This window comes from Priestia sp. TRN 1309 (assembly GCF_050846875.1).
Lineage (GTDB): Bacteria > Bacillota > Bacilli > Bacillales > Bacillaceae_H > Priestia > Priestia zanthoxyli.
The window spans coordinates 727,176-752,874 of sequence record NZ_JBOZGM010000001.1 but is presented as its reverse complement, the minus strand read 5'-3'; the positions used below and the strand labels follow the sequence as shown (position 1 = coordinate 752,874).

At 35.7% G+C, this 25,699-nt stretch carries 30 protein-coding genes; 7 read left to right on the top strand and 23 right to left on the bottom strand.

All coding sequences use genetic code 11. The features are described 5' to 3' along the window. Positions 1–168: 168 nt before the first annotated feature. The 11 genes from ACRPLQ_RS03970 to mreC form a co-directional block, all read right to left on the bottom strand. A complete protein-coding gene (locus ACRPLQ_RS03970; RefSeq protein WP_033580029.1) occupies positions 169–1,587 on the bottom strand; it encodes a sodium/glutamate symporter in 1,419 nt (472 codons plus the stop codon). A 21-nt stretch (positions 1,588–1,608) separates the two neighbouring features. Beyond that, positions 1,609–2,775, bottom strand: a complete 1,167-nt coding sequence (locus tag ACRPLQ_RS03965) for an alanine dehydrogenase (RefSeq protein WP_337050562.1) — start codon at positions 2,773–2,775, stop codon at positions 1,609–1,611. A gap of 372 nt (positions 2,776–3,147) precedes the next feature. Then, on the bottom strand, positions 3,148–4,011 hold the full coding sequence (locus tag ACRPLQ_RS03960; RefSeq protein ID WP_432235690.1) for a DUF4097 family beta strand repeat-containing protein: 864 nt from the start codon (positions 4,009–4,011) through the stop codon (positions 3,148–3,150). Beyond that, positions 4,001–4,564, bottom strand: coding sequence for an HAAS signaling domain-containing protein (locus tag ACRPLQ_RS03955; RefSeq protein WP_140451133.1), 564 nt, complete (start codon positions 4,562–4,564; stop codon positions 4,001–4,003). The genes ACRPLQ_RS03960 and ACRPLQ_RS03955 overlap by 11 nt, the downstream gene beginning before the upstream one ends. After that, positions 4,551–4,880 (bottom strand): PadR family transcriptional regulator, encoded by a 330-nt coding sequence (locus tag ACRPLQ_RS03950; RefSeq protein ID WP_034267458.1) that lies wholly within the window; start codon positions 4,878–4,880, stop codon positions 4,551–4,553. The genes ACRPLQ_RS03955 and ACRPLQ_RS03950 overlap by 14 nt, the downstream gene beginning before the upstream one ends. A gap of 277 nt (positions 4,881–5,157) precedes the next feature. Further along, the gene (locus tag ACRPLQ_RS03945) at positions 5,158–5,313 is read right to left on the bottom strand and encodes a hypothetical protein (RefSeq protein WP_028414887.1); all 156 of its coding nucleotides are present in this window, start codon (positions 5,311–5,313) and stop codon (positions 5,158–5,160) included. A 499-nt stretch (positions 5,314–5,812) separates the two neighbouring features. Further along, entirely contained in the window at positions 5,813–6,481 is a 669-nt protein-coding gene (locus ACRPLQ_RS03940) for a phosphatase PAP2 family protein (RefSeq protein ID WP_155007743.1), read from the bottom strand. Between the two features lie 140 nt (positions 6,482–6,621). Further along, complete coding sequence (locus tag ACRPLQ_RS03935; protein ID WP_048019311.1) at positions 6,622–8,040, bottom strand: HAMP domain-containing sensor histidine kinase; 1,419 nt, start codon at positions 8,038–8,040, stop codon at positions 6,622–6,624. A 7-nt stretch (positions 8,041–8,047) separates the two neighbouring features. Continuing rightward, positions 8,048–8,731 (bottom strand): response regulator transcription factor, encoded by a 684-nt coding sequence (locus tag ACRPLQ_RS03930; protein WP_432235689.1) that lies wholly within the window; start codon positions 8,729–8,731, stop codon positions 8,048–8,050. Between the two features lie 261 nt (positions 8,732–8,992). Next, positions 8,993–9,688 (bottom strand): response regulator, encoded by a 696-nt coding sequence (locus ACRPLQ_RS03925; protein WP_165636206.1) that lies wholly within the window; start codon positions 9,686–9,688, stop codon positions 8,993–8,995. Positions 9,689–9,869: 181 nt separating this feature from the next. Then, positions 9,870–10,661 carry a rod shape-determining protein MreC gene (mreC, locus tag ACRPLQ_RS03920; protein ID WP_221817746.1) on the bottom strand — a complete coding sequence of 264 codons (792 nt, stop codon included), beginning with the start codon at positions 10,659–10,661 and terminating at the stop codon, positions 9,870–9,872. 497 nt (positions 10,662–11,158) lie between these two features. On the opposite strand from mreC, the gene ACRPLQ_RS03915 reads away from it, so the two are divergent. The 3 genes from ACRPLQ_RS03915 (at position 11,159) to ACRPLQ_RS03905 (ending at position 12,518) form a co-directional block, all read left to right on the top strand. Then, on the top strand, positions 11,159–11,923 hold the full coding sequence (locus ACRPLQ_RS03915) for a COG4705 family protein (RefSeq protein WP_367076901.1): 765 nt from the start codon (positions 11,159–11,161) through the stop codon (positions 11,921–11,923). A 113-nt stretch (positions 11,924–12,036) separates the two neighbouring features. Continuing rightward, positions 12,037–12,195: a hypothetical protein gene (locus ACRPLQ_RS03910; RefSeq protein WP_155017460.1), complete on the top strand. Its 159-nt coding sequence runs from the start codon at positions 12,037–12,039 to the stop codon at positions 12,193–12,195. 47 nt (positions 12,196–12,242) lie between these two features. Further along, positions 12,243–12,518, top strand: coding sequence for a hypothetical protein (locus ACRPLQ_RS03905; protein WP_140451129.1), 276 nt, complete (start codon positions 12,243–12,245; stop codon positions 12,516–12,518). A 529-nt stretch (positions 12,519–13,047) separates the two neighbouring features. On the opposite strand, the gene ACRPLQ_RS03900 is transcribed toward ACRPLQ_RS03905, so the two are convergent. Next, positions 13,048–13,950, bottom strand: a complete 903-nt coding sequence (locus ACRPLQ_RS03900; protein WP_028414894.1) for a LysR family transcriptional regulator — start codon at positions 13,948–13,950, stop codon at positions 13,048–13,050. A 91-nt stretch (positions 13,951–14,041) separates the two neighbouring features. On the opposite strand from ACRPLQ_RS03900, the gene ACRPLQ_RS03895 reads away from it, so the two are divergent. The 3 genes from ACRPLQ_RS03895 (at position 14,042) to ACRPLQ_RS03885 (ending at position 16,727) form a co-directional block, all read left to right on the top strand. Further along, entirely contained in the window at positions 14,042–14,638 is a 597-nt protein-coding gene (locus ACRPLQ_RS03895) for a cyclophilin-like fold protein (RefSeq protein ID WP_432235688.1), read from the top strand. A gap of 80 nt (positions 14,639–14,718) precedes the next feature. Beyond that, positions 14,719–15,888 carry an MFS transporter gene (locus tag ACRPLQ_RS03890; protein WP_432235687.1) on the top strand — a complete coding sequence of 390 codons (1,170 nt, stop codon included), beginning with the start codon at positions 14,719–14,721 and terminating at the stop codon, positions 15,886–15,888. A 131-nt stretch (positions 15,889–16,019) separates the two neighbouring features. Then, positions 16,020–16,727: an SDR family oxidoreductase gene (locus ACRPLQ_RS03885; RefSeq protein WP_311264894.1), complete on the top strand. Its 708-nt coding sequence runs from the start codon at positions 16,020–16,022 to the stop codon at positions 16,725–16,727. A 112-nt stretch (positions 16,728–16,839) separates the two neighbouring features. Here the strand turns inward: ACRPLQ_RS03885 and ACRPLQ_RS03880 are convergent, their stop codons facing one another. Together ACRPLQ_RS03880 and ACRPLQ_RS03875 are read right to left on the bottom strand one after the other, a co-directional pair. Continuing rightward, entirely contained in the window at positions 16,840–17,250 is a 411-nt protein-coding gene (locus ACRPLQ_RS03880; RefSeq protein WP_047751802.1) for a cupin domain-containing protein, read from the bottom strand. 78 nt (positions 17,251–17,328) lie between these two features. Next, positions 17,329–18,192, bottom strand: coding sequence for an aldo/keto reductase (locus ACRPLQ_RS03875; RefSeq protein WP_432235686.1), 864 nt, complete (start codon positions 18,190–18,192; stop codon positions 17,329–17,331). Between the two features lie 216 nt (positions 18,193–18,408). Between ACRPLQ_RS03875 and ACRPLQ_RS03870 the strand changes: the two genes are divergently transcribed. Continuing rightward, positions 18,409–18,957, top strand: a complete 549-nt coding sequence (locus ACRPLQ_RS03870) for a TetR/AcrR family transcriptional regulator (protein ID WP_421545687.1) — start codon at positions 18,409–18,411, stop codon at positions 18,955–18,957. Positions 18,958–19,256: 299 nt separating this feature from the next. Here the strand turns inward: ACRPLQ_RS03870 and ACRPLQ_RS03865 are convergent, their stop codons facing one another. The 9 genes from ACRPLQ_RS03865 to ACRPLQ_RS03825 form a co-directional block, all read right to left on the bottom strand. Beyond that, positions 19,257–19,814 (bottom strand): sugar O-acetyltransferase, encoded by a 558-nt coding sequence (locus tag ACRPLQ_RS03865; RefSeq protein ID WP_221817750.1) that lies wholly within the window; start codon positions 19,812–19,814, stop codon positions 19,257–19,259. A 166-nt stretch (positions 19,815–19,980) separates the two neighbouring features. Further along, on the bottom strand, positions 19,981–21,339 hold the full coding sequence (locus ACRPLQ_RS03860; RefSeq protein WP_367077840.1) for an SLC45 family MFS transporter: 1,359 nt from the start codon (positions 21,337–21,339) through the stop codon (positions 19,981–19,983). A 1,379-nt stretch (positions 21,340–22,718) separates the two neighbouring features. After that, the gene (locus ACRPLQ_RS03855) at positions 22,719–23,135 is read right to left on the bottom strand and encodes a helix-turn-helix domain-containing protein (RefSeq protein WP_098112454.1); all 417 of its coding nucleotides are present in this window, start codon (positions 23,133–23,135) and stop codon (positions 22,719–22,721) included. 191 nt (positions 23,136–23,326) lie between these two features. Then, positions 23,327–23,479, bottom strand: coding sequence for a YjcZ family sporulation protein (locus ACRPLQ_RS03850; RefSeq protein WP_013058439.1), 153 nt, complete (start codon positions 23,477–23,479; stop codon positions 23,327–23,329). A gap of 284 nt (positions 23,480–23,763) precedes the next feature. Beyond that, entirely contained in the window at positions 23,764–23,871 is a 108-nt protein-coding gene (locus tag ACRPLQ_RS03845; RefSeq protein ID WP_081213975.1) for a YjcZ family sporulation protein, read from the bottom strand. 201 nt (positions 23,872–24,072) lie between these two features. Continuing rightward, positions 24,073–24,411: a CotD family spore coat protein gene (locus tag ACRPLQ_RS03840; protein WP_028414903.1), complete on the bottom strand. Its 339-nt coding sequence runs from the start codon at positions 24,409–24,411 to the stop codon at positions 24,073–24,075. 183 nt (positions 24,412–24,594) lie between these two features. Beyond that, positions 24,595–24,783: a hypothetical protein gene (locus ACRPLQ_RS03835; protein ID WP_028414904.1), complete on the bottom strand. Its 189-nt coding sequence runs from the start codon at positions 24,781–24,783 to the stop codon at positions 24,595–24,597. Positions 24,784–24,908: 125 nt separating this feature from the next. Beyond that, positions 24,909–25,154 carry an HAD hydrolase-like protein gene (locus ACRPLQ_RS03830; RefSeq protein WP_432235843.1) on the bottom strand — a complete coding sequence of 82 codons (246 nt, stop codon included), beginning with the start codon at positions 25,152–25,154 and terminating at the stop codon, positions 24,909–24,911. Positions 25,155–25,178: 24 nt separating this feature from the next. Then, positions 25,179–25,652: an HAD family hydrolase gene (locus ACRPLQ_RS03825; RefSeq protein WP_432235685.1), complete on the bottom strand. Its 474-nt coding sequence runs from the start codon at positions 25,650–25,652 to the stop codon at positions 25,179–25,181. Between the last annotated feature and the right edge of the window lie 47 nt (positions 25,653–25,699).

Sequence of the window (25,699 nt, the reverse complement as noted above, 5' to 3'; positions counted from 1 at the left end):
GAAAAACAAGAGATAAATCATGGTAGAAAACGGACGAATTTATCCTTCTCCATCACAAACTTCTCATCGGATTGTAAGAGCCCGTAAACATATGTTTACGGGCTCTTGTTTCTCGTTCATAAAATATAAATATAATTAGTCAAGTATACATATTTTATTTAACCTACGTTATTTTTCAATATGTTCTCCCGATATCCGAATAAAGCCTTCATTTCTATCTAATGGAACAGGAGGGCGCTCGCCTAAAGGAACCTTCCAGTGCCACCATTTGAAGATTCGAGCGATGACGAAACATAGAATAGATATGCCTGCAAAGATCCCAACAAACGTCCAGTGCTGTCCGCTTAGCAGCATAACAGGGCCCGCTGACCATGCAAATAATTCTAACGGCGTATTAAGCGGTCCAACTACCGCTGTGTCTGTAAGTGTTTTTGATTTATTGTTAGGATCAATAATTCTTAGTAATGTAAGTCCGATAGCGAATACACCTGTTGAGTAGCCATACACAAATATAGAACGTTCAAACCAGCTTTCATAGTTCATAGCAGGTCCAATTACGACTAGCATCACCACCACTACTACTATGCCTGAAAGCATTAATAAACCAAGTGGAAGTGCATATTCAACAACAATCGGTAATTTAATTGACGCTACACCGAAAAATACAAGAAAATCGGTTGCTGCACTTCCTAAACGATCGACTATCTTACTATCAACGTATTTGTAAACGCCTTTTTCTCCTTTGCCTAGCAATATGTACATAAGCAGTGCTATCAAAAATGCTATTGTAAACGTCGGGAATTCTAGTCCCCAAGCAGTAGCAATATAGTTATTTAATAGATAGCCCAAACCTGACGGCACAACTAATAATGCTAAATGAAAAGCTAATGGGTCCATGGCAATTGGTGAAATCGTGTCATTCCCCATTGCCGTTCTATTTTTAGGCTGAACTAATCCTGTTTTTAGATCCTCCGAAATTTCTGAAAAATCTTTTACATAATGAGTATAACCTTTTCGAGTTGCCCATTTTATAAAAATCAATCCGCCAAAAATACCTGCTAAAATACCGCCAGTAGCAGCTGTCATTCCTAAGTCAGTCGCATTTTCCCATCCTAAATTTTCAAAGGTTGTACCTACCGCTGCCGCCGTTCCATGACCTCCATAAAATCCAGCTGCTAAAAGTAAACCAAATCCGTTATTAATCTCCGGGGCAAACTTTGAAATCACTAAAATTGAAAAAACAATTGGAATAGACATTTGAAGACCTATACAAAGAATTTTATAAGTGGCATATGCGCCCATTCGATTAATATCCTTTTTCATGTTGCCTGGTGAAAAAGAAAACCCGTTTATCCCAACTGCCGCAAATACAAAGATGGTGATGATTCCTGCATAGGAGCTAATATCTTCAGAAAAAGGTAGAACATTTAGAAAGCTAGGTCCTAGTGCTAAACCTAAAAAACCTGCCAATAAGCTTGCTGGAATAAAGCTTCTTTGAATAAATTTAAATTTTGCGCGAAGCAGCATGCCTATTAGAATCAGGACGCTGGCACAAGCAAAATCTACTAGTATCGTATATACAGTCATTCATATCCTCCTTTCGTAACGTTACATGCTTAAAAAATTAGTTGATCTTGTTGATGTAGCCGGTGGTGCTGGGTCTAGTTTTTCTTCTTTTATATGTAATACGTCTTCTGGTTTGATCCAAGGTCTATTTTGGATAGCACTTGTTTCTTCATGTGTAAGGTATCCTTTATAAGCGGTTAAGCTTCGTCTTAAAAATCCGTCTTTAATACAGGCTGATTTCACACCTGAATTTAGGATGGATTGGATATGTGGCAATACAGATGCCGCATAAGCTACAGAAGTAGAATTAGCAATAGCTCCAGGAATATTGCTGACACAATAATGAACGACACCATTTTCGATATATGTAGGATTTTCATGAGTTGTTTCACGGAAGGACTCAATCGCACCGTCAGTATCATTGCTAATATCTACAATAACTGATCCTTTTTCCATTAAATTGAGCATATCACGATCTATTAAATAATCTTCGCGTTCCTTTGGCCATTTAACACAGTTAATCACCATATCAATTTCAGGAAGCAATTTTTTAATATTTTGCTTAGTTGATAGCTGCGTATTTACTTTTTCATTATACGTTTTGCCAATATCTCTTAATGTTCCGTAATTGATATCCATTACAGTACACCACGCGCCTAAAGAATGTAGCACTTGCAGCGCCGACCTTCCTACTAGTCCTCCTCCAAGGATAAGCACCTTCATACCAGGGGCTCCGGCTAAGCCACTAACAAATTTTCCTTTCCCTCCGTTAATCGTCAGCATTGCCTGCAGACCCATTAATGCACCTTGTTTTCCCGCTGCTTCACAGTTAACTGAACCAAATCTATGAGAATCCTCTGCTGTGAATGCAATACATTTGCTATCGAGTATAGCTTGTACCTGCTCTTTGTGTGCAGCTGGATGTATACACGTATAGATAATTTGGTTTTCCTTAAGCAACTTATATTCACTTTCTTCAATCTCTTTAACTTTTGCGATAAAGTCACATCTTTCATACATCTCTTCTGTTGTTTCTACTATTTCCGCCCCTTCTTTTTCATACTGTTCATTCGTAAATCCCGCTAATGCGCCCGCATCTTTTTGAACAAGAACCGTATGACCATCATCTTTAATAGCAGCAGCCTCCACAGGCGTCATAATTACTCGATACTCTCCCACTTTATTATCTTTCAATACACCGAATATCATGTTGTTCCCCCTAAAGTCGTTTTTTTGAATGCTTCTCCCTCTCATTCCTGCGTGATATCAAAATTAATTAAACTATTAATAATATTCAGATTAAAATGAATACAGCTTGTTTTTCTAGCACGCAAGTTTTGGAGTAATTGTTCTATTAGAACCTTATTCTGCATTCACTTACCAAATTATAAATTAAAATGAATAAAAATTCAAAATAATATAATATTACTATCTATTTTTTGTGTAGTAACAAGCTTTTAGCTTATTAATCTTGCATAGAAAAAAGGTTCCACTCATCAACGTTCAATGAGTGAAACCCTTTTTTGATTATCTCAGGCTAGCTGTGTCTCTGCTTTTTTGTAGGCAAGCTTATTCAAACAGTTACTTTATTACTGAAATATTGCCATTATGAGTAGCTAGTTTAATGATATTCTTTCCATTTCCAATAACAGCGTTACGATCATATTTATTCAGAATATCGACTTTTCCATTATCAACAGAAACGTTAAATTGAACGTTTCTTGGTTCTTTTTCTGTCGTAATCGTAATCTTTCCATTGTGCGTTTTAAAGTCAATGTCTCGATCAAGTTCTTCTGTTTCAAGAGCGATACTTCCGTTATGGGTTTCACCTTCTAAACTACCTTGCACGTTACTCAGCGTTATTTTTCCGTTATTTCCTTTTGCTTGAACTGTTGTGGCTGCAGCATTTTTTATGCTTGTAAGTCCATTATGTACGCTAGTGTTCAGGTTTTGTGAATCAATGTCCTCTAATTCTACACGTCCATTGTTTGCACGAACAGAAACATCTGCTGCGCGTAATTTTTTAACAGACACATATCCGTTGTTGCTGGAAATCCCCAATGAATTATACTGTTTTTCAGGCAGATAAACGTTGATGGATAGCGGTTTTAATACACTAACAATGTCAAAATTGACCCAGCTGCGCTGCTGTTCATTATAGGAGATAAAAAGGGTTGAATTTTTAACATTAGTAGTGAAGTCTCTTTTTATGTTAGAAGATGTTTCGCCTTTTAACGTTACTTTGATATCACTGCCTTTGATAGGGTACACATGAACACGAGTATTATCCGTATTAATGTTTACCTTTGATACTTGATTGCTGTTAATAACTTTTTCTTTTGAAATAGGTTCAGGATCAATAGCACGATAAGTAAGGAGACTTCCTATAACCCCAATAAGAATGAGAATGCCTGCAAGAACGGAGAGTTTCTTTTTATTCAGCACGTTTTAAACCGCCTTTCACCAGTGATACATTGTATTTCAGATAACGTACAAAGCCTTTTATAGCTAGCTTCGTTACAACAAACATACCTAGCATAATAAAATATCCAATTCCGCAAAATGCTAACGACATAAATAAATTAAAGAGAAAAAAGCCGCTTGAATGTACAATAGCTTCACCGAGAACTAGAATAGGAGATAGCAAGAAACATAGACCTATGGCCCAAGCTGATAAAATAAAGCCAGCTAATGCAACGGCCGGACCAAGAACAATTACTACATTGAAAAAAGCTAAACCAATTACGGCCCAAGTGGCTCTCAAAATATTTTGAGTTGTTGCCTTAGCTGTTGCTTGCTCAACGTGATAATCTGCCAGTAATTCTTTGGCTATTTGATTCGGGGATCCTAGCGACGCTACAATTTCTTCTTCTGTTTTTCCTTCTTCTAAGCCAATGGAAAAATGTTCTTCATAATCTTGTAAAATATCCGCTCGTTCTTTTGAGGACAATGGTTTTAAGGATTCATTTAATTGCTGTAAAAATTTACTCTTCGACATTGTTCACACCTTCTTTAATTAATTGATTAACACCTCTTGAAAATTCGTTCCACTCATCGATAAGTTCGTATAAATACTCCCTTCCTTTAGCTGTAAGCTGATAATATTTTCTTGAAGGACCTTCTGTAGATTCTTTTAAGTACGTTGTAAAATATTCTTCTTTTGTTAATCGGCGCAGAAGAGGATATACCGACCCCTCTGATATTTCAATTTGATCGGAGATTTTTTGAACTAATTCATATCCATAGCGGTCTTTCTTATCAAGTAACACAAGGACACACAGCTCTAAAACCCCTTTTTTAAATTGCACGTTCACTGCTCTTCACCCTTTTCTTTTCACAGTCCACTACTGTTTATTGTATAGTACTGATTTATAATAACTTCCTAATAATTACAATATATCACCAGCTATTGTTTATTGCAAGGTACTGTTTAATATTTTTTAAATTTTAATCATTTTACAGTCGTAAGGCATTTTTTATAAAGCAAGGTTCAACCTTCTTTTTCTAATTAGCTTATATATGAAATTATTTTTAACGCGGCCAAAAGAAAAAGCAGCCTATAACTATAGACTACTCAGCAGCGATGTCAGGCTATTTTTCTTTTGCTTGCTTGATAAATAAAAAGAAAACCGTAATTAAGATAAAATAATTTAGCGGGTTTTTAAAGATATTCCCGTCTAAAGCTAATTGTAATAAGATCCACAAAGCGAATATAACGAGTATGGCTGGTATTATAAGTTTGTTCATACATTGCTCATCCTTAGTCTCAGAGTAATACAGTAATCATGACTCTCAATATTTTTTATACTGTAAAAATTCAATCCACAAATAGCTTTGAAAGTATATTGATTGAATTACTGTAAGAATATCACTTTTTAAGATAAAATTTAACAATTTCTGCCACAATCGATAGAAATGGATCAGTTTCATTTGATTTTTTTGTAATAAGTTCAAGAAAAAAGTAACCGTTATTTTACATTTTCTAATAATAAAAACAGTCAATTTTATGACTGTTTTAAGTAGAATGCTATCAAAAATTTAATTTCCTAGGTGGTGTATCATCTTTATAAAAAATGCAGTTCTTATAAATTCGTTTTTTATTCCCCCTACTGAAAAAACGTCCATAAATCAATGCTGGCTGTTCATATCAGTACTTTTGATAATCCACACTTAATTATGAAGCCAGTCACTTGCATCCGTACCCTATATGGTATATGGTTATTTCCGCGTTGATATATCATCGTATTCATTCTTTACTTTGAGTAGATCTTCTTTGCTCAATCTTCTTCTCCTGATAGCGTTGATAGAACCAAATAGCAATAGCTAGCCAGCAGCCGCTAGCAAAATAGCCTCCAATAACGTCGCTAGGATAATGCACGCCTAAGTAAATACGACTAATACCTATTGCTAGAATCATTGTAGTGCTAATAACGATTAGAAGTGTACGTCCCCAGCGAGTAGAAATATGACGCCAGAGCAAAAATGAAAGGACGCCGTAAACAGCAAAAGCACTCATAGCATGCCCACTTGGAAAGCTATAACCATTGATTTCGATTAATCGATGGAAATCAGGACGTGCACGATGAAAAAGTAGTTTTAGCAGCTCATTGAGGATTGGAGAACCTACAATAATCGCGATAAATAAAATAAGCTCCGTTCGATGTTTTAATACTTTATAGAGAAAAAACAAACTAAAGAGAGAAATCACTGCAACAGATGGCGTAGAGCCAATAAAAGTAAAGCATTTCATAATAGTCGTTAGCCCAGGAGTTTCGAACCCTTGAATTAGCGATATAATAGACCGATCAAATGCGACAATTTTTGATCCATTAATTAAAAGAGCCATCCCACTAAAACAAATAAGGGACAACAAGCTTAATATAAAAGCAAGTGTAAATTGAAACTTCAACTTCATACTAGACACCTCTACTTTCTGTGCTTTATCAAGCTACTTTTGATGAAATGTGATAAGGTCTTTTTACTTTTAGATTTTGATGCTTCTTTGCTTTTGAAGTTAGGAGTATTAAAAATAAAGAGCTTGTTTTATATGCACATTTATAGAGAGTTAGTAAACAGAGGCAATACAGCCGTTACATTTGTTCCTTCGCCCTCTTTACTCTCGATGTTAATCGTACCGTGGTACTTTTCAATCCATCGTTTGGCTATAGCCAGTCCTAAGCCAAGTCCTCCTTGTTTTCTGCTCCTTGCCTTATCCACTCGGTAAAATCTATTTAAAATATAAGGTATATCCTCTTCTGGAATTCCAATTCCTTTATCCATTATTTTAAGGGATACCTTTTCATTGATGAGAGAACAGTCTATAACTACCTCTTTCTCTTCCTTCTTAGAATATTTGACTGCATTATCTAACAAAATGATTAATATTTGTTCTAGATGGCGAGAAGAAATATTCACGTACAGATTTTCATGTGAGTGTCTTATTTTAAACTCATAGTTGTTATACAGTACTTCAAAATTCCTTACAACATGTTGAACAGTGGCCAATACGTTAATAGGTTCAACATCTACAGGATTTATCAGACTATTTTCAGCTCGGGATAGCTCCAATAATTCTTGCACAAGATTCGTTAAACGCTCTACTTCTTTCAGACTGGATTTCAAGGATTTATCTAATACTGCTGCATCATTTTTCCCCCAGCGATTTAACAATGTCAAATGTCCTTGGATAATGGCTAACGGAGTTCTTAATTCATGTGAAGCATCCTCTACAAACTGTTTTTGCTGTAAAAAAGAGTCTTCGAGGCTATCCATCAACTCATTAAATAAACTGCCTAATTGAGCAAATTCATCGTTTTTTTCATTAACTGGAACACGTTCTTCAAGGCCATTTGTTTTTATTTTTTTCATCGTCAATGTTAACGCTTGAACGTTAGATAGTATTTTCTTTGCTAGAATGGTTCCACCTAGAATACTAAAGATTAGTGAGCCTATCCCTGCAGCAAGCATTAATAAAAAAATCTTGTCCATAAAAGCATCAGACATCTCCATATTTCTAACAATTTCAACCGTTCCAGTGAAGTTGTCGGTGACAATTGGAGAACGAAGAACGAGTAGACGTTCATCGTGGTTTCGAATCACTTTATACTCTTTGTGCTTCACCGCCTTCGGTTGCTGCCAGTTTGGTGAAACATTGTTTGAGGTACTGGTTATAATGTTCCCTTTCCTATCAAGAACACGAATCAACTGATTCTTTTCATTAATTTTCGATAAGTATCCTTCACTGTTTTCAATTTGTTTTAAGGATAAAGGTTCATCATCAGATTGAATAAAAGCGAGAACCTCGTTTAATTGATGAATACCATTTTGCTTCTCATAATTTAAAATACCGTTATCGATCACAATGTATTGAAAGAGGTTATAAGAGAGAAAAAGAAAAAATAAAAACATGGAAGACCATAACGTTATCTTCCATCTTATAGGTAAATCTTTTATACAATTTATCCACTTTCTCATTTAAACATCACGCATCACGCATCACGTACCCAACCCCTCTGATGGTTTGAATATATAACTCTTTGTCCTGCGCACTTAATTTATTTCTTAAATATCTAACATATACATCGACAACATTCGTTTCAACAACTGAATCGTACCCCCACACTTGCTCTAAAAGTATGTCTCTCGTTAATACTTTGTTAATGTTACGCATAAAAATGGCTAGGAGTTCAAATTCTTTATTCGTGAGTTCAATTAGTTTTTTTTCTTTTATCACTGTTCTTGATTCCAAATCAAGTTCAATATCTTTAAATGTTAATAGTAGCTTCTGATTCAGCATCTTGTTGTTTTCTTGATGTCTAAAAATGACTCGCATTCTTGCAAATAATTCTTCAATTGCAAATGGTTTGGACAAATAATCGTCAGCTCCATTATCAAGCCCCATTACCCTGTCCATGACACTATCCTTAGCTGTGAGCATAATAACAGGAGTATCCTTAGTTGTTCTTAGTCTTCTGCATACCTCAATTCCATTTAATCCAGGCATCATTAAATCCAATAATATAATATCGTACTTCTGCTTGGTTGCTTTATCTAAACCAGTACGACCATCGTAAGCTACGTCAACTAAATATCCTTCATATTTTAGTTCTAATTCTAAAAATTCTACTAATCCTTCTTCATCCTCTACAATTAGTACCTTTTGCATATAAAGTACTCTCCTTTGTCTAAAAATTAAAAACGTAAAAACTGCTTCTACAAATGAATATGAGTACTAGTACTATATCCCTCAATTTTGAAAGATAATAAGAAGAAATATGAAATAAGTTTTCTATGACTTTCTTCTTTATAGGCTTTTCTTCAATTTATCAAATAAAAATTAGATTTGAATAAAAAAGAGATTAAGAATAAATGAATTTATTTCTTAATCTTCTTTAATGAATCATATAAAGTTGCTTTCCTTGTTTCTTTAATTTTCTTTAATGGTGTATCCTATACCTCGAACAGTCTCAATGAGTGAGGGACTAAATCCTTCTTCAATTTTCTTTCTCAAATAACTTATATAAACATCAAGTATATTTGTATCTCCTTCGTATTCATATCCCCATACATTTAGTAAGATTCCTTCACGAGTAACCGTCTTATTTTTATGGATGACTAAGTAAATTAATAAATCATACTCTTTAGGGGTTAAGCTGATTTTTTGCCCAGCTCTAGTTACTTCTCTTGATTCAGTATTTATAACCATATCTTCAATTAATAATAACGAGTCTTTTTCTACCTTATTCCTAATAACAAGGTGCTTATAACGTAGTAAAGAACGTATCCGAGCCAGCAATTCTTCAGTTTTAAATGGCTTAGTTATATAATCGTTTGCGCCATGATCTAACCCCAGTATTTTGTCTAGAGTTGATTTGCGAGCTGTCAAAAGAATAATAGGCACGTAATTTTCTCTCTTTCTTACTTTACGCAAGACCTCTATACCACTCATTTCCGGTAGCATAATGTCAAGTAAAATTAAATCAAACATATTTGATAAGGCCATTTCGAGACCATCTCTTCCATTGTTTTTAATTTTCACTTGGTAACCTTCATGTTCAAGTTCCATTTTTAATATATTGCCTATTTCTACTTCATCTTCCACAATTAAAATACTTTCTTTCATCTAACTAACCCCTCTTTTCAATCTCTATATTTTTGCTTTGCATATCGATCGCTCTTTCCAATAATAAAGAGAAGTGTATAGCTATCACAAACCAACATCTCAGTGGACAATAAGAAGTTTTAAGTGCTGAACATAAAAACATAAGATAAAAGACTTCTATTAGAATGTGATATTAAATTCCCTACCCATTGTTCTTTGCTTTAATAACAATTACTTCACTAATATCATTAAAGTTGGATGAGGGTTTTACAACGGCCAATTGCGTTAATCCATATTCATCAGGCTTTACTTTGATGACTTTTCCTAAGGCTAACTTCCTTTGAAAGATTGAACTGATAGGAGAGGTTTGAACTTTATCTCCTACATTAACCTCAGCCTCACTAGGGATTTTTCTAATAATTAAATTACCTTTTTTATCATCGTAGCCTTCTAATGTTCCATTCACGCTTTTCCTATCCTTTAACATTACCGCCATACGATTTGTCCTAAGGTTTGAGCTAATTAGTTCTACGATAGAGGTTGACGAAAAAACTTTGGATACCTTCCCAACGACTCCATTTGTACCTAGCACATTCATATCTATTTTTAACCCCTGCTTCTTTCCTTTATCAATTGTTAATTCATTGTTCCAGTTGTTCGTTGAGCGGCCAATTACGGTAGCTGTTACAGGATTATAGGTTTTCACCTGATCTTCTGTTTTTAAAATTTTTTTTAAGACTTTGTTTTCATATTCCAACTTATAAGCATTTGCTTCCTCCTGATTTTCAGTGGCTAGCTTATTCTTTAAGATAGAGTTTTCTTTGTAAGTGGAAAATAATTGACTCACTTGTTGAGGTTCACTCCAAGAAAGCTTGTCTAAAGAAAGTAAGCTACCTTTGTACAAGGTTCCAACAAAAATAAGTCCTCCTACAGTAAGAATCCCTCCTATCAAAATATATGTATGTCTTTTCTTCTTTCTTTGAAAACGTATCAAAATGGCACCTTCCTACCAATAGTCATGCTATTTATAATCTTACTAGCTGTTTCTTAAAAATTTCTTAAGTATCATCATCTTTGACCTCTTAACAACTGTTCAACGTTCTCCTTCTTTTAATGAATTGTACTTATTTTCTAGTTTCAAAAGCTGAAGGCATAACGTTATGTTTAAAAAACTTGGCTCACATAATTTAAATTTAATACTGTGTAATGAAATTTAAATGAAATTAAAATGAGAATTCGATAAAAAATAAATATTTTATTTTTATAAAAACATCATGGTGCAACAGAGTTGATAAAACATTAATAAAAAGTTTTTTATAAAAATCTCATTAAATTCTTATTTATTTTTCATTTTGATTTTAGAAAAAGACTGTACAGTTTGAATTGCAGCGATGAAGCTTTTTAAAAATTTCTTTAAGAAAAACGTTAGGCAAGTGTGCCGTTTATTTAAGAGAATAAACAGTTAGCACAGGAAGGAGAAAAAAATTAAAAATGCAAGCATCTTTGCCAATGAATAAAATTGCACAAATTACCCTTGTTTTTTGGATTATGAAGATTTCTGCTACGACACTGGGTGAAACCGCAGGTGACTTGTTAGCACAAACATTAGGAGTTGGATATGCAGTTAGTACGCTGATCTTTTTTAGCATATTTTTAATTACACTTGTAGCTCAACTAAGCTCTAAGAGGTATATTCCGGCCCTTTATTGGACTGTTATTCTGTCAACTAGCGTAGCTGGCACAACTATGTCTGATTTTATGGATCGTACACTGGCATTAGGTTACGCAAAAGGCTCGATGATATTAATCACTATATTGTTGTCGATATTTGCATACTGGTATTTTAGCGAGCGTTCATTAAATATCAACTATATTAGAAACCGCAAGGCTGAAATACTTTATTGGATTGCCATCCTTTTCTCAAACACATTAGGTACAGCTTTAGGAGATTTTTTGTCTGATACGTCTGGCCTTGGATATATAGGTGGAGCTATTTTAATTGGCAGCTTACTAGCATTCATTGTTATATGTACCTTCTATACAAAGATTTCTCGTGTATTTTTATTTTGGGTAGCATTCGTTTTGACTCGCCCTTTCGGAGCAACATTTGGAGATCTTTTGACAAAGCCACATGAAAAAGGTGGTTTAGACTTAGGTACGGCAGGCTCTTCTCTAGTCCTAGCCTCCATTCTTATTGCCTTTATGATTCATACGACATTTAAACAAAATAACGTAAGCTCAGAACAAGCGCTGTAGATTTCCTTTTTTATTTAATACATTACAAAACCCATAAAAAGAAAAAATCTAACGAAGTGACTAATTGCATGAACCACCTCTTTTTCACACATACTCGTAAGGAGGTGGTGTTTATGGTTAATCAGTTAGAAGTTCTTACCCAGCGTGTTAATGATAAACAATACGATTACTGGCTTCATCATGATTTATTTAGTGCTCAATGGTGGCTAATTATCATTTTAAGTGCGCTTTTCTATTCGTTTTTTATCTCCTCATTGACCGACAACGAATAATATTTATTCTCTTAGTATTTTTCATTAGCTTTGTTTTAGTTGGTACTGTGGATGAACTCGGAAAGTTCTTTGGCGTATGGAGCTACCCTCATCAATTATTGGTCTTTACTCATCGTTTTAATTCCGTTGATTTTGCAGTTATCCCGGTTATACTTACATTAGTTTACCAATTCTTTAGCAAATGGAAGTTTTATTGGATTGCTTCTCTTATTGCTTCAGCTTTTATCGCTTTTATTGGAGTGCCTATATTTACTTTTTTCCATATTCTATGGAGCATATTAATTGCAGACACAAAAAAAGCTCACCTTAAAAGGTCAGCCTAAATAGGGGAGTTCTATAGAAAATGTTGTATTGCATTACTGATATTTATACTAGCATCTAATAGTGAAAAATTAGTGAAATGTTCGTCTCACTTATCTTTTTAAAAATTTCTTCTTTGAAAAATGAAGTCTACGTTTTAAGCTCTCACTATAAAAGCGTGAACTCGTGACAGGCTACGCTTTTATACATCTATATTCCATTAAGATCTATGAAAGTTAACCGGTCTCTAATCAGCGCTTACTCGTTCAAGCCTGCTATTTTTAGGTACGTCTCTTTTACCTTCAATCGCTCTCCGTAAAGGAAGCTAAAAGAACTGTAAAATATATGGACGAAAAAGCTAATCATTATCTTGATATTATTAACGGTTTATCGCCAGATGACACTAACCCTGGCGAATGGGAGTTAATACATCCTAATAAAACATCCTAAGGCTCTTAACATCACCTCCATACCCGCAGTAAAAAGACTTATCTACCATACCGTATAGATAAGTCTTTTTACTCCATTTGTTTGAACTAGACCGACGCGCTGTCAGTTTAGAGTTTGTGAAAATTCCCCCTGCAGTTCTTTTAAAAACGCATCAGCTGCAGCTGAAAGAACATGATGCTTTTTCCACACAATATTTAAACCTGATTCAAGTCTTGGCTGTAACGGTCTGAAACAAAGGTTGCTGTTAGTAGACGTATTGACTATTTTATCAAGTGTTATGGCATACCCAATGCCTTCTTCAACCATAATGGCCGCATTATATGCAAGATTGTATGTAGTAACGATGTTTAATTTATGAAAGTCTTCGCCAAACCAATCCGAAAATTCATTTTTTGAAAATGTCTGCTTCATGGCCTGTCGTGAACAGATTAGTGGAGCGTTCAATAAATCCGCAGCTTGAATGCTTTCTTTGAGGGCAAGAGGACTGTCTCTTCTCATCACAACGCCCCAAACATCTTTGGCAGGGATATTAAGATAATTGTATTTTGAAATATCAGCCGGTTGAATTAAAATGCCAAAGTCAAGCAGCCCCTTGTCAAGCCGTTCCGTTATATCTTCTTCGTTTCCGCTGTAGAGGTGATATCGTATATTGGGATAACGTACCTGCACATCTTTTGCGACTCGTGCAATATGTTTCATTGCTTCTGTCTCCCCGCCCCCTATATAAATATCACCACCTATTGTTTCTTCCATGGAACTAAACTCCGCCTCCAATTTATCGACCATATTAACAATTTCCTCTGCCCTGTTTCGCAGAAGCATTCCTTCATCTGTCAAAATGATACTGTGACTGCTGCGAATAAATAATTTTTTGCCCAACTCTTGTTCAAGATCTTTTAATTGCCTAGACAGTGTTGGCTGTGTCACATGCAGTACATCAGCGGCCTTCGTGATGTTTCCTTCTCTTGCAACCGTAAGAAAATACCGCAAAACTCGAATTTCTATATCCCTCTCCTCCTTTCATAAGCTTTAGTATATACACTCCAGAAATGCTTATCAAACATATCATGATATAAGATATAAGTATTTTTTATATTTGGAAGAAGCCGTTAGAATAAACAACAAAGAAGTTCATATCACACCATCAACATCTTTAATAATTCAATGTGGAAAGGATCTTAAGATGAAAAAAATGTTATATCTGCCTTCTATCTTAGTAATAAGCGCTGCACTCGCTGCTTGCGGCAACAATCATTCTTCTGCAACCGACCATAATGCCAGTAAGCATTTAAACCGAGTACCAGAACAAACAGAAGAAGATAGTATTTTAAATACAAGAATAAAGTTAACGTTCAACAACAAAGAAGTGTTTGTTAGGACGTACGATAACCCAGCAAGTAAGGATTTTCTAGCTCAACTGCCTTTAACCGTAACGTTTGAAGATTATATAGGTAAAGAGAAAGTTAGTATTTTACAAAAAAGATTATCTATAGATGGTGTACAAGCCGAAGACCTATCCAAAAAAGGAGACTTTGCTTATTACGCTCCTTGGGGAAATGTAGCTATTTTTTACAAAGGTCTTGAGGATGCTACAAACGACCTTATCATACTAGGTCAAATTGAATCAGGAAAGGAAAATTTTGAAAATATTGACGGTACTTTTACAGTTAGAATTGAAAAAGTGACTAAGTAAAAACATGACAATACACCTTTAAACACCCGCTTTACAGCCACTAGAGCACAACATTTTTTAGAAAGAAGGATCTTTATTTTATGTCTAAACAAAACAAGCTACTTATATTTGTCTTAACTTTAGGAGCTTTCGGTATTATCAATACTGAAATGGGCGTTATAGGGATATTACCCTACATTGCGGATCACTTTCATATCAGTGTATCAAAGGCAGGATGGCTGGTTAGTCTCTTCGCGCTTACCGTGTCAATATCCGGTCCAACGATGCCGTTATTATTTTCGGGAGTCAATCGCAAGAAGGCAATGCTGCTTGTACTTGGTATTTTCATTTTAGGTAACATTATCTCTATCTTTACTTCTAATTTTGCTATTGCCATCATTGCGCGTGTGATTCCAGCTATTTTTCATCCAATTTATTTTTCAGCAGCTTTTACAATGGCAGCGAACTCAGTCAGCAAGGAAGAGGCTCCAAAAGCTGTTTCAAAAGTCTTTATTGGCGTATCTGCAGGTATGGTACTTGGTGTGCCAATCGCAAGTTTTCTTGCAAGTACAGTCTCGTTTCAACTATCAATGACGTTTTTTGCTGTTATTAACGCGATAGTATTTATTGCTACGTGGGCATTCTTCCCTTCTATGCCTGTTACAGAAAGACTTTCATACGGAGCACAGCTAAGCGTATTAAAAAAACCTGTTACTTGGCTTTCTATTATTGCAGTCCTTTTACTGAATTCAGCAGTATTTGGGGTATATAGCTATCTTGCTGAGTATCTTAAAAGCGTTACGAACCTCTCTGGACAATTAATTAGTTTCATGCTGGTTCTGTACGGTGTGGCAAATATTATCGGAAACATTATCGCAGGGAAATTACTTACGAAAAATGCCATTAAAACTGTAGTCGTTTTTCCTTTCGCATTGGGAGTCGTTTACATCATTTTATTCTTTATCGGACAATTTACTTGGCCAATGGCTATCATGACTTTAGTTTGGGGAATATTTGCTGGTATAGGAACGAATATTAATCAATATTGGATTTCATCAGCAGCTCCAGAAGCCCCTGATTTCGCGAATGGACTATTTTTAGCATCCGTTAACTTAGGAACAACCATTGGTACAGCCGTAGGTGGACTATTTATATCAGGAATGGGTATACAATACGTTGTACTAGTAGGCATCTTGTCATTAATATTGAGCGCAATATTTATTTTACCAAGAAGTTATATGAAACGTCCTGTAAGTCAACTTTCAAAATAAGACATCAACGCAACTTTCTTTCGGGATCCCTAGTAGGATCCCTTTGTTTTCTTTTATTACATCTATGAAAAGCTGAATTCTATTCTAGTCAATACTTACAGAATTAATAAATAAAAAATGGAGGACTTGAAATGGAAAAACACACTAAAGTTGCACTCGTCACCGGCGGAAATCGGGGTATTGGCTATGAACTAGTGAGACAATTGGCGATGAAAGGTTTTAAGGTCATTTTGACGAGCCGAAATTCAGAAACCGGACATAAAGCCGTGCAAAAACTTAAAGACTCTTATCTTGATGTTTCGTTTGTAGTGATGGATATAAGCAGTGAAGCCAGTATCCGCCAAGCTGCAGCTACAGTAAGTGAACAATATGGACGATTAGATGTGTTAATTAATAACGCGGGCATATATTTAGATAAAAATCAAAAATTAGTGAACTTGGACCCTTCTGTTCTAGAAAAAACGCTAGAAACGAATTTCTTCGGTGCTTACCACGTAATCCGTTCCTTTATGCCTCTTATGGAACAGCAAGCCTACGGAAGAATTATTAATGTTTCCTCCGAATATGGAGCAATGAGTGAAATGTCTTCTTCAGGAGTGGGCGCTTATAAGTTATCCAAGCTTATTCTAAATGGCTTAACGCAATTAATAGCTGCGGAAAGCACCAAAGATATCAAAATTAACGCGGTCGATCCAGGATGGGTAAGCTCAGATATGGGTGGACCATCAGCTCCAAGAACGCCGCAGCAAGCTGCTCGTTCTATTCTTTGGTTAGCAACGATTGGACCCGAAGGACCTTCCGGATTCTTTTTTAAAGACGGAAAACAAATCGATTGGTGAACTTTTATAGCGTTAAGGCTATTTCCTATGACATCTTGAATTTATAATAAAAACCCTACGGATTATTAGGAATAATCCGTAGGGTTTTTGCTTCTAAGATACATACGATCTATTATTTTATGCTATTATATTCCTCATCCGTTACTGGTTCTAACCATTCCGGCGTACCGGCAGTGATGGCAATGTGTTCAAACCAGCTGTCTTTTGCAGCACCATGCCAATGTTTGACACCATCATGCGTCACAATAACATCTCCAGCTTTTAAGAATTGTGCAGGTTTTCCTTCTTCTTGGTACCAACCTTCGCCACCCGTTACTAATAGAAGCTGAAATCCATCACGATGAATATGCCAGTTATTGCGGCATCCAGGTTCAAAGGTTACATTTCCAACTCCAACGTTCACTTTAGGATCTGCGATTAAGGTTTGAAGATAGCTTTGTCCAACAAAAAATTGTGCATATGCTTCATTCTTTTCACCTGCTGGAAAAATAACGCCATTTTTTACTTCTTCATGTTTTGCCATTTTGATTCCTCCAATAATATCATTCATAATTGTATCTCTTGGCTCATTCATTGCTATAAAAAGTCCTTGCTCACCTGTTTATTTTAATTTTCCGCCAAATACCGGGAAGTAGCTGTGCTCACCATAATCTTGAATAGGTTTGACATTTTTCAAAATTTCCATATCTGCATCGCTGATCACAAAGTCAAGCTTTGCATTGATTCTCATATGATCTGGATTTGCCGTCTTAGGAATGACTGCAAGACCAAGCTGAATATCATAGCGCAGGCAAAGTTGAGCAACAGACACTCCGTATTTATCAGCTATTACCTTCACTTCTTTATTATCAAGAACCGCACCGTGCGCAATTGGAGAATATGCTTCTACCAAGATGCCATTCTTCTGGCAGAACTCAATTAACTCCAAAGGCGTATTGCTCACATGTGCCAATATTTGATTGACCATAGGCTTGATTTCACAGCTAGAAAGAATATTCTCTATATCATCCTGAAGGAAGTTAGAAAGGCCGATTGCCTTTACCTTCCCTGCCTTATAAGCATCCTCCATTGCTTTCCATGCCTCTTTGTTTTCTTCGAAGTAGCGTTTCTCTTCTCTAAACTCCGCCCAAGGCTGTGGACTGTGGATAATTAGAAGATCAATGTAATCCAGCCCCAACTTTGTTAAAGACTCATCAATGGAATTCGTAACTTCCTCATAAGTTTTTGCTTCTGCTGCAACCTTTGTTGTAATAAAGAGTTCTTCTCTTGCAACACCGCATGAACGGATTCCTTCGCCTATGCCAGCTTCATTCATATAAGCTTGTGCCGTATCAATATGGCGATACCCGCTAGATACCGCATCGCGCACTGCCTGAGCTGCCTGTTCGTCATCAAGCAGCCACGTACCAAGACCTAATAGTGGAATTTCTACACCGTTTGATAATTTATACGTTTCGTTAAACATGTTTTTTATCTCCTTTGAATTGTTTATTTTTCTATACTTTAAAAGTATCTATCTGCCTGTTAAAAGTAAATCAACATTGATTGATTAATCAACATCTGTCTATAATTATAAAAGCAAATAAAATCCTTTCAATCGTTAATTGAAGGCGATTCGTTGATTACTCAACAAATGAAGAGGTATTGTTGAATATCTTTTAAAAAAAGTGAGGTTTTTAAAATGGCGAAAGTGGATAGAAGAATACTCAAAAGCCAAGAGGCTATAAAAAACGCAGTGACTGAATTAATGACCAAAAAACGATTTGATGACATTACCATTCAGGATATTGCCGACAAAGCAAATGTTAACCGAGGCACGATTTATCTTCACTATATGGATAAATATGATTTATTAGATAAGATGATTGAAGAACATATGAACAACCTCGAAGAACTATGTCATTCGGCTGCTGATATGACGTTCCAAGAAGGAAATTATGTTTGGTTTGAATATTTTGAGCGTCACCATCTCTTCTTTTCAACCATGTTAGAAAGTAAAGGCGCTCATTATTTCCGCAGCCGTTTTCTCGAGTTAGTCATCCAAGAGTATGGTCCTGAAGTTGATACAACTGAAGGAGAAAACAAAGGGTTGCGTAAAGAGGTTGTTATTCAGTTCTTTGCCTCGGCCGTTGTAGGGACAGTAGAGTGGTGGTTTAAAAACGGGATGCACGTTCCAACCGATGTAATAGCCGAGCAAACCGGCATATTGTTAGATCGGAATTTGGAATAATTTAATCCGTTTTATACGTACACATAAATGAAAATTCCCCCAAAGTGTAAAAGTGGCAGAAACTTTCTTATTGGAAGATTATGTTAATAAGCTGAGTTAGAGATGATATGACTTGCAGTCAGATAAAGAGATCATCTCAACATAAAAGAACAGCACTAAACCTGCTGAGTATCCATAGGTTTAGTGCTGCTCAAACATTTTGTTTTTTTAACGGATATTGATTTTTAGAGAAGGAGTCATTTCTATTGAGAATACTTTATTTTCTAATTGCTTTATAAACAATGTTTAGCTAGTAAAAATTAATCCAACTTTTTTATAATTTTTGCGGGGTTCCCTCCCACTACTACATGATCTGGAACATCTTTTATCACAACAGATCCGGAAGCGATTACAGCATTATGTCCAATTGTAACGCCTGGATTGATGACAGCCCGTCCTCCAATCCATACATTGTCTCCAATTGTGACAGGCTTGGTATATTCAACTTCTGTAATTCGCTGTTCTGCATCCACAGGATGAGTATTCGTATAAACATGTACGCCTGGAGCCATCATACAGTTCTTCCCTATCGTAATTCGTCCTCCATCTAAAAGTGTGCAGTCAAAGTTCGCATAAAAATTTTCTCCTACGTGGATATTGTATCCGTAGTCGCATCGAAAGTTAGATTCAAGGTAAATGCGTTCTCCTGTTGAACCGAATAGTTCCTTTAGTAACTCGGTACGCTTTTCATAATTCGTCTCATCTGTACCGTTAAACGAACGAACAAGCCTTCTTGCATCTTCCCGGTCCTTTACTAATTCTTGGTCTGCTGGAAAATACAGCTCGCCATCCACCATTTTTTCTTTTTCAGTTTTCATTGATTCATTCTCCATTCTTGTTATCAAATTTCCCACTAGATTGAATTCGTTTACATTTTATCATGATAGTCAATACAAAAATAAGATGTTTATAGATTCCGGTCAATAGCTCGAACACAAAAAAGCTAAGAAACCACGCTGCTTTTGTACCATGTACAGCTACTAATTACTTTGTATATGTTTCCTTAATAATCGAAACAGACGCTGCTCCCGTAGCAAGTAAAATACCTGAGATTAAAATCATGCCCGGCATAGAAGATCCGATTATTGGGAACAAAGCAAAACTCAAGCAAGAAGCTATAATTTGCGGTAAACAAATACTTCCATTAAATAATCCTAGATATGTTCCCATATTCTTTCCTGACAGGGCGTTGGTAAGCATCGTAAACGGAAACGTCATCATAGCAGCCCAAGCGATACCAATTAAAATAAATGAAGCAATCAGCATCCATTGATTGTGAATAAAAAAGACAGATCCAAAACCAATACCGCCTAGCAGTAAACTAAAAGCATACGCTGGCTTACGTTTGTTGTTGGCTACGCGTGACAAAACTAGTGACCAAATGACTGCGGCAATCGACTGTACAGCTGATAAAATGCCGAACCAGTTGCCAGCTGCTTGATAGCCTGAGCTAGACGGCTGATTCGTATACCAAACGTTTTCAGCGACTGCACCTGTACCGTATGTCCATAAATATTGAAAGCCCATCCAGCAGAAAAATTGAACAAGTGTGACCGTCCAAAAAACCTTTGGAGCGTTGCGAAGCAGTTTAAAAACGTTTACATTTTCTTTTGTAGCTTCATCTGGAATACCATGGTATGCTGCAAATTCTGCAGGTGAATATTCTTTTACTTTAAGTATTGTAAATAAACTACAAATAATTAACACAACGGCTCCAACATAAAATGAAATAACAACTGATTGTGGTACTACCCCTTTTGGTGCACTATTTGATACGCCTAATACCGTTAAAACAAAAGGGAAAATACAGGCTAGCACAGCACCGCTGTTTGATAGAAAACTTTGAATAGAATAGGCAAAACCTTTTTGCTCTTCATTGACCATGTCTCCAACCATCATCTTAAATGGCTGCATGGCTACATTTGATGATACATCCATAAACAAAATAGTGATGGCGCCAAAAGTCATAGCAGCCACCGCACTAAAACCAAAACTGCCGGCGTTTGGCAGCAAACACATAACAATTACGGCTACAATTGCGCCAATCAGTAGATAGGGGATACGACGGCCAAGCCTTGGCATCCAGGTACGATCTGAAAAATAACCAACTAAGGGCTGAACCACTAAACCGGCCAACGGCGGTAAAATAAAGAAAAAGCCTAATGTAGTTGGATCAGCACCGATTGTTTGAAATATGCGTCCCATATTTGAACTCTGTAATGAGAATGCCATTTGTACACCTAAAAATCCAAAACTAATTAACCATATGGTACTGATCGGTAGATAAGGTAAGTTTGGCTGAACGCTTTTTTCATTGGTTTCAACGATTCTTTCTTCTAACATAACTGCCTCCTATGATTCAATTAACAGCCGCAAAAGATAGATGTTCTGATGTAAAGTGCTACGACATTCGTTGTGAACGTTTTCAAAACAACGATGAATACTGTAAATGTTAGTGTCTTTGGCTGGCTGTTTTCTATTTTGCTAGATTACCTCAGGAATACGGCATAACTAATAGTCCTGTCTAAAAATGCTGTTTGAGTATGTAAGAATTTTCACTGTCGGCTCATCCGTAAGCTGCTGACTATCGCTTATACCTTCTTAAAAGTTTCATAAAATCTAATTATTAAAAACATTAGAATACTTTTATTTGAACATTATATACTAAACTAATAATTTAATGCAACCGTTTGCACAAATTATTTTTTAAATATTTAAAGACCTTCGAATCTCGTGACACTATGCGTACATACTCATTATCATCGCTTTAATATTTCTAAGTCAAAGGAGGCTTTACTCTTGAAATCTTATAAAAAACCCAAAGAATATACGTATTCCTTGAGTTTGAGTTCCTTTAATTCACTTAATTTCCTTCTGGAGCAATCCATAATAGAACAGAGATTATCTGTAATATAACTTTAACTGAAGGTTTTTGTAACCATAAGGATTATAAAGAAGATAACCGCGAAGAAAAATCCTTGACTGACAGGGCTAGTAGTCTTTTTATCTAAGGATTTTCGGGTAAATAGCTTGAAGAACAATGGAAACAGAATGCCTCCAATGATTGCTGTAATTAGTGCTTTAACTAACATCCAATACTCCTTTCTAAAAACTGTTAATATCCGTATATATCTGGTTCAGTAGAGAAAACAACATCCCCCCATTTCCCGGGCAAATATTTTGGTAACCAATAGGAATGTTTAAGAGTTGATACCTTTAGCTATCACACTACTTTCTTATGTAAAAGGTTTTACAATTAAAAGCATAATAAACATGATAATCGCAAACAAAGCTCCCTGAAGAACAAAGTTTATTGGCCTATGAGTAGCTTCATTTGCTTTTAGAAAATACTTTGACCATCTTGTATGCATCATTACTTTTGCACATAGGCTAAATAAAACCCCCGCAATGATTGAAGCAACTGCTGTTTTTAAGATATAAATTCACTCCTTTCTAAAACAATTAGAGGATACCCATAACTTAACATAAACACCTAAATCATACAAAAAAATCATAGAGTCGAAAACGTATGGTACTCGCCCGTAAACCATTCGTTTACAGACGAAACTGTGAATTAGACTACAAAATTTTGGGGAAAACCGCTCATTTCCTTACTACTAACATTTTTAATAAACCCTCTAAAAGAAAATAATAACCAATGTTAATGTTTTTATGACTACAAGTACAAAAACAGGCTTTAAGGTTCCTTAAAGCCTGTCCACTTACCTTTCTTCCTTAAAATCTTTTTTTATATTCCAAAACGTTTTCATTAAATCCTCATAAAAAAACATCGTTAGAAAACCTAGTATGGTAACCCCCGCTGAAAATTTACCTAAATCTAAAAATAATCCTACGAATACAAGAATGATTCCAACCACAAAACCAGGATCTGAAAAATCCTCACTTTTTTTTCGATCAATTGCTATTTTGCTTTGAAATGATTGATCTCCCTTAATTAATTCATCCAGCGTCACATTATAAACCTCACTTAACTTAATAAGGTTCTCAATATCCGGATACCCTTTATTATTTTCCCACTTATAGACGGCTTGTCTAGATACATTCATTTCCCCAGCTAGGTCTTCCCTGGACATCTTTTTTTCTTCCCTTAACTTCTGCAGCTGTTCCCCTAAATTCACTCTCATCACCTCTAAGGCTTAGCTTACAATAAATATGTAAAAAATTCCATAAACGCTTAGTAACAAGCTGTAAACCATTGGTTAACGCGGCAAATATAAAGCGTAATCACTGGACATGTACAAATTCAACACAGAAAAAAAGCTAGCATAAAGCTAACTTTTTTAAGTTAGAGATAAAGGCAGGCTAATAATTAGCAACCGCCAAATCCTCCCCAACAAGCACAGCCAATAATGATTAATAAGATAAACAGCACGATAATTAAAGCAAAACCACTGCCACCGCCGTAACCGCAGCCGCCGCCATAACCATAGCCACAACCTCCGCCATAACCGCCAAAGAACATAAACTCCACCTCCTTCTTCTTCATACATTTAGCATATGATGAAAAACGAAATGTGCTCCACGAAGTGGATAAACTACGTTTTATATCACTATAAAAAAAACAATAACCTTTTAGTTTCTTTTACATACAATGAAGCATCCTCAGATCCCATATATGAGTGGTACACCCTCTGCAATAGATTGCTTGAATTCCGCCCAATCAGTTCTATTGCGTATAAAAGCACTCCCTCACAACCTCGAATAAAAAAGTCTTTCTCAAATTAGAGAAAGACTTTTTTATTGTTATTAACAGCCAAATCCGCGACCGTAACAGCTGCATCCAATAATGACAAGAAGAATAAACAGAACAACTAATAAAGCAAAACCAGAACCAGCTCCACCATAACTAGACATATAAACACTTCCTTTCGTGATATTTAACTAAAGGAAAAAACTTTAAACTTACATGGGTTAAGGTATTATATGTAGACATAGCTCATATCGATTGGATTTTGGTCTAAAATGGGCTATTTTGTTTAACGATAGCTAAATAACATCCTAAGTTTCACATAGTAAAAACCCTTCATTGTTAAAATGAAGGGGCTTTTTTGGCTATCAGCACCACGGACGAGGTCTAGGAGGACAGCTTGGAGCACAAAAATGTTGGTGCGTTTCCTGACATACAACGGATTCTGTATGCGGGAATGAGTGCATATATTTATAATTTTTTTGATAAACATTTGTAGTATGACTCGGATGCACCACTGGCACAAACACATCTTGACCAGTAAAAGATGTATTTTGTTTAACTGGGTCATACTGAGCAGGCATGGTTTGAGGAGGCAATTGACCACAAGGTTTAGCTTGAGGATAACCGCAGTTACCTTGCTGAGGATACATAGCCCCGTGATAACCACCGTAATTAGAGTGCTGATAAGGATAGTTGTTTCTCATATTAAAAATCTTCTCCTTTCTGTTAGTAGACTCCTATTACTGTATGTGAAACAACCATAGAATGTTTGGACAAATACCTAAAAAAGACCCTAAATAGTTAGGGTCTTTTTTACTAAGAGAAAAAATGTCTATCCTTAGTAACATAGCTATGATACTAAGAAATAAAAGGTTTTTTAATGCCCATTATTCCTCAAGATTAACATCCATCGCTCCGTTATCAATATTATTTAAAATGGTTTTGTTTTTATCGTCTAATTCATTACGTAAAAGTGAATTACGCGTCGCTTCGTATAAATCGTAGCTTCTTTCATCAACTGGAGAATTATGATCTTCACATATCATTTTTTCTGATTCTTTGGATTGACCTCCCATATCAGTCACCTCCTCTGTATAGTATGTGAGTTGATTAGAAAAAACATAAGAGCTTTATCTGGCTACTGTTAGGTAAGGTTTAATCAACGGTTAGCTGTTTCTGTATATTTTGTTTACATATGACCTTAGGTGGACACAACCGTTTCTTGAGCGTGCTTTTGAATGATTTCTGGAACTTCCAGCAGTGAATGAACGGTTATCATTTTACCTTTTGGCGCAATATCAATTTCAACTTGGTTATAGCTCCACTCCAGTTCAGAAGGTACATGAATCGCATGTATTCCAACTTCTACTGCCGGTCTTATATCGGTTTTTAATGAATTGCCAATCATCCAAGTCTTTTTTGGATCGTACTTAATTTGGTTTAGTATCTCTTTTAATGCAGATGTATCTTTTTATTCAGAAATAAATACCCTTTTTTCAAAGTATTTAGCTAGCTCTAGCTGAACAATTTTTCTACCTTGATTTTCCTCGTCTCCACCTGTGTGTAAGTAGAGATCATGTCCTTGTTCTTTAAGCTTATCTAATACTTCATACATATTTGGCAGAGGCTCTATCGGTACTTCAAATACACTTTGGCCAATTTTTTTGACTCTTTCGACTCTATCTTCATGAATATCTTGATGATTTTGTTCACTAAAAAACAAATAAGTAGCTACTAATGATTCTGGAAAACGGGAAGAGTGAAGGCCGTACTTTTCGATGCTTTTTAAATCTATCTCTAACTGCTTTTGTTTTATTTCTTCCTTAGTCAGCTTCTCAAACCATTCCTGCAATTGAGCCACAAAAGCATTTATGGTGTCTCTAAAATATTTATTACAGTGAACAAGCGTATCGTCTAAATTAAAAAGTAAGGTTTGCTTCTGCATTTCGTGAAATCCTTTCTACAATGGATGTACAGACAATATATATATAT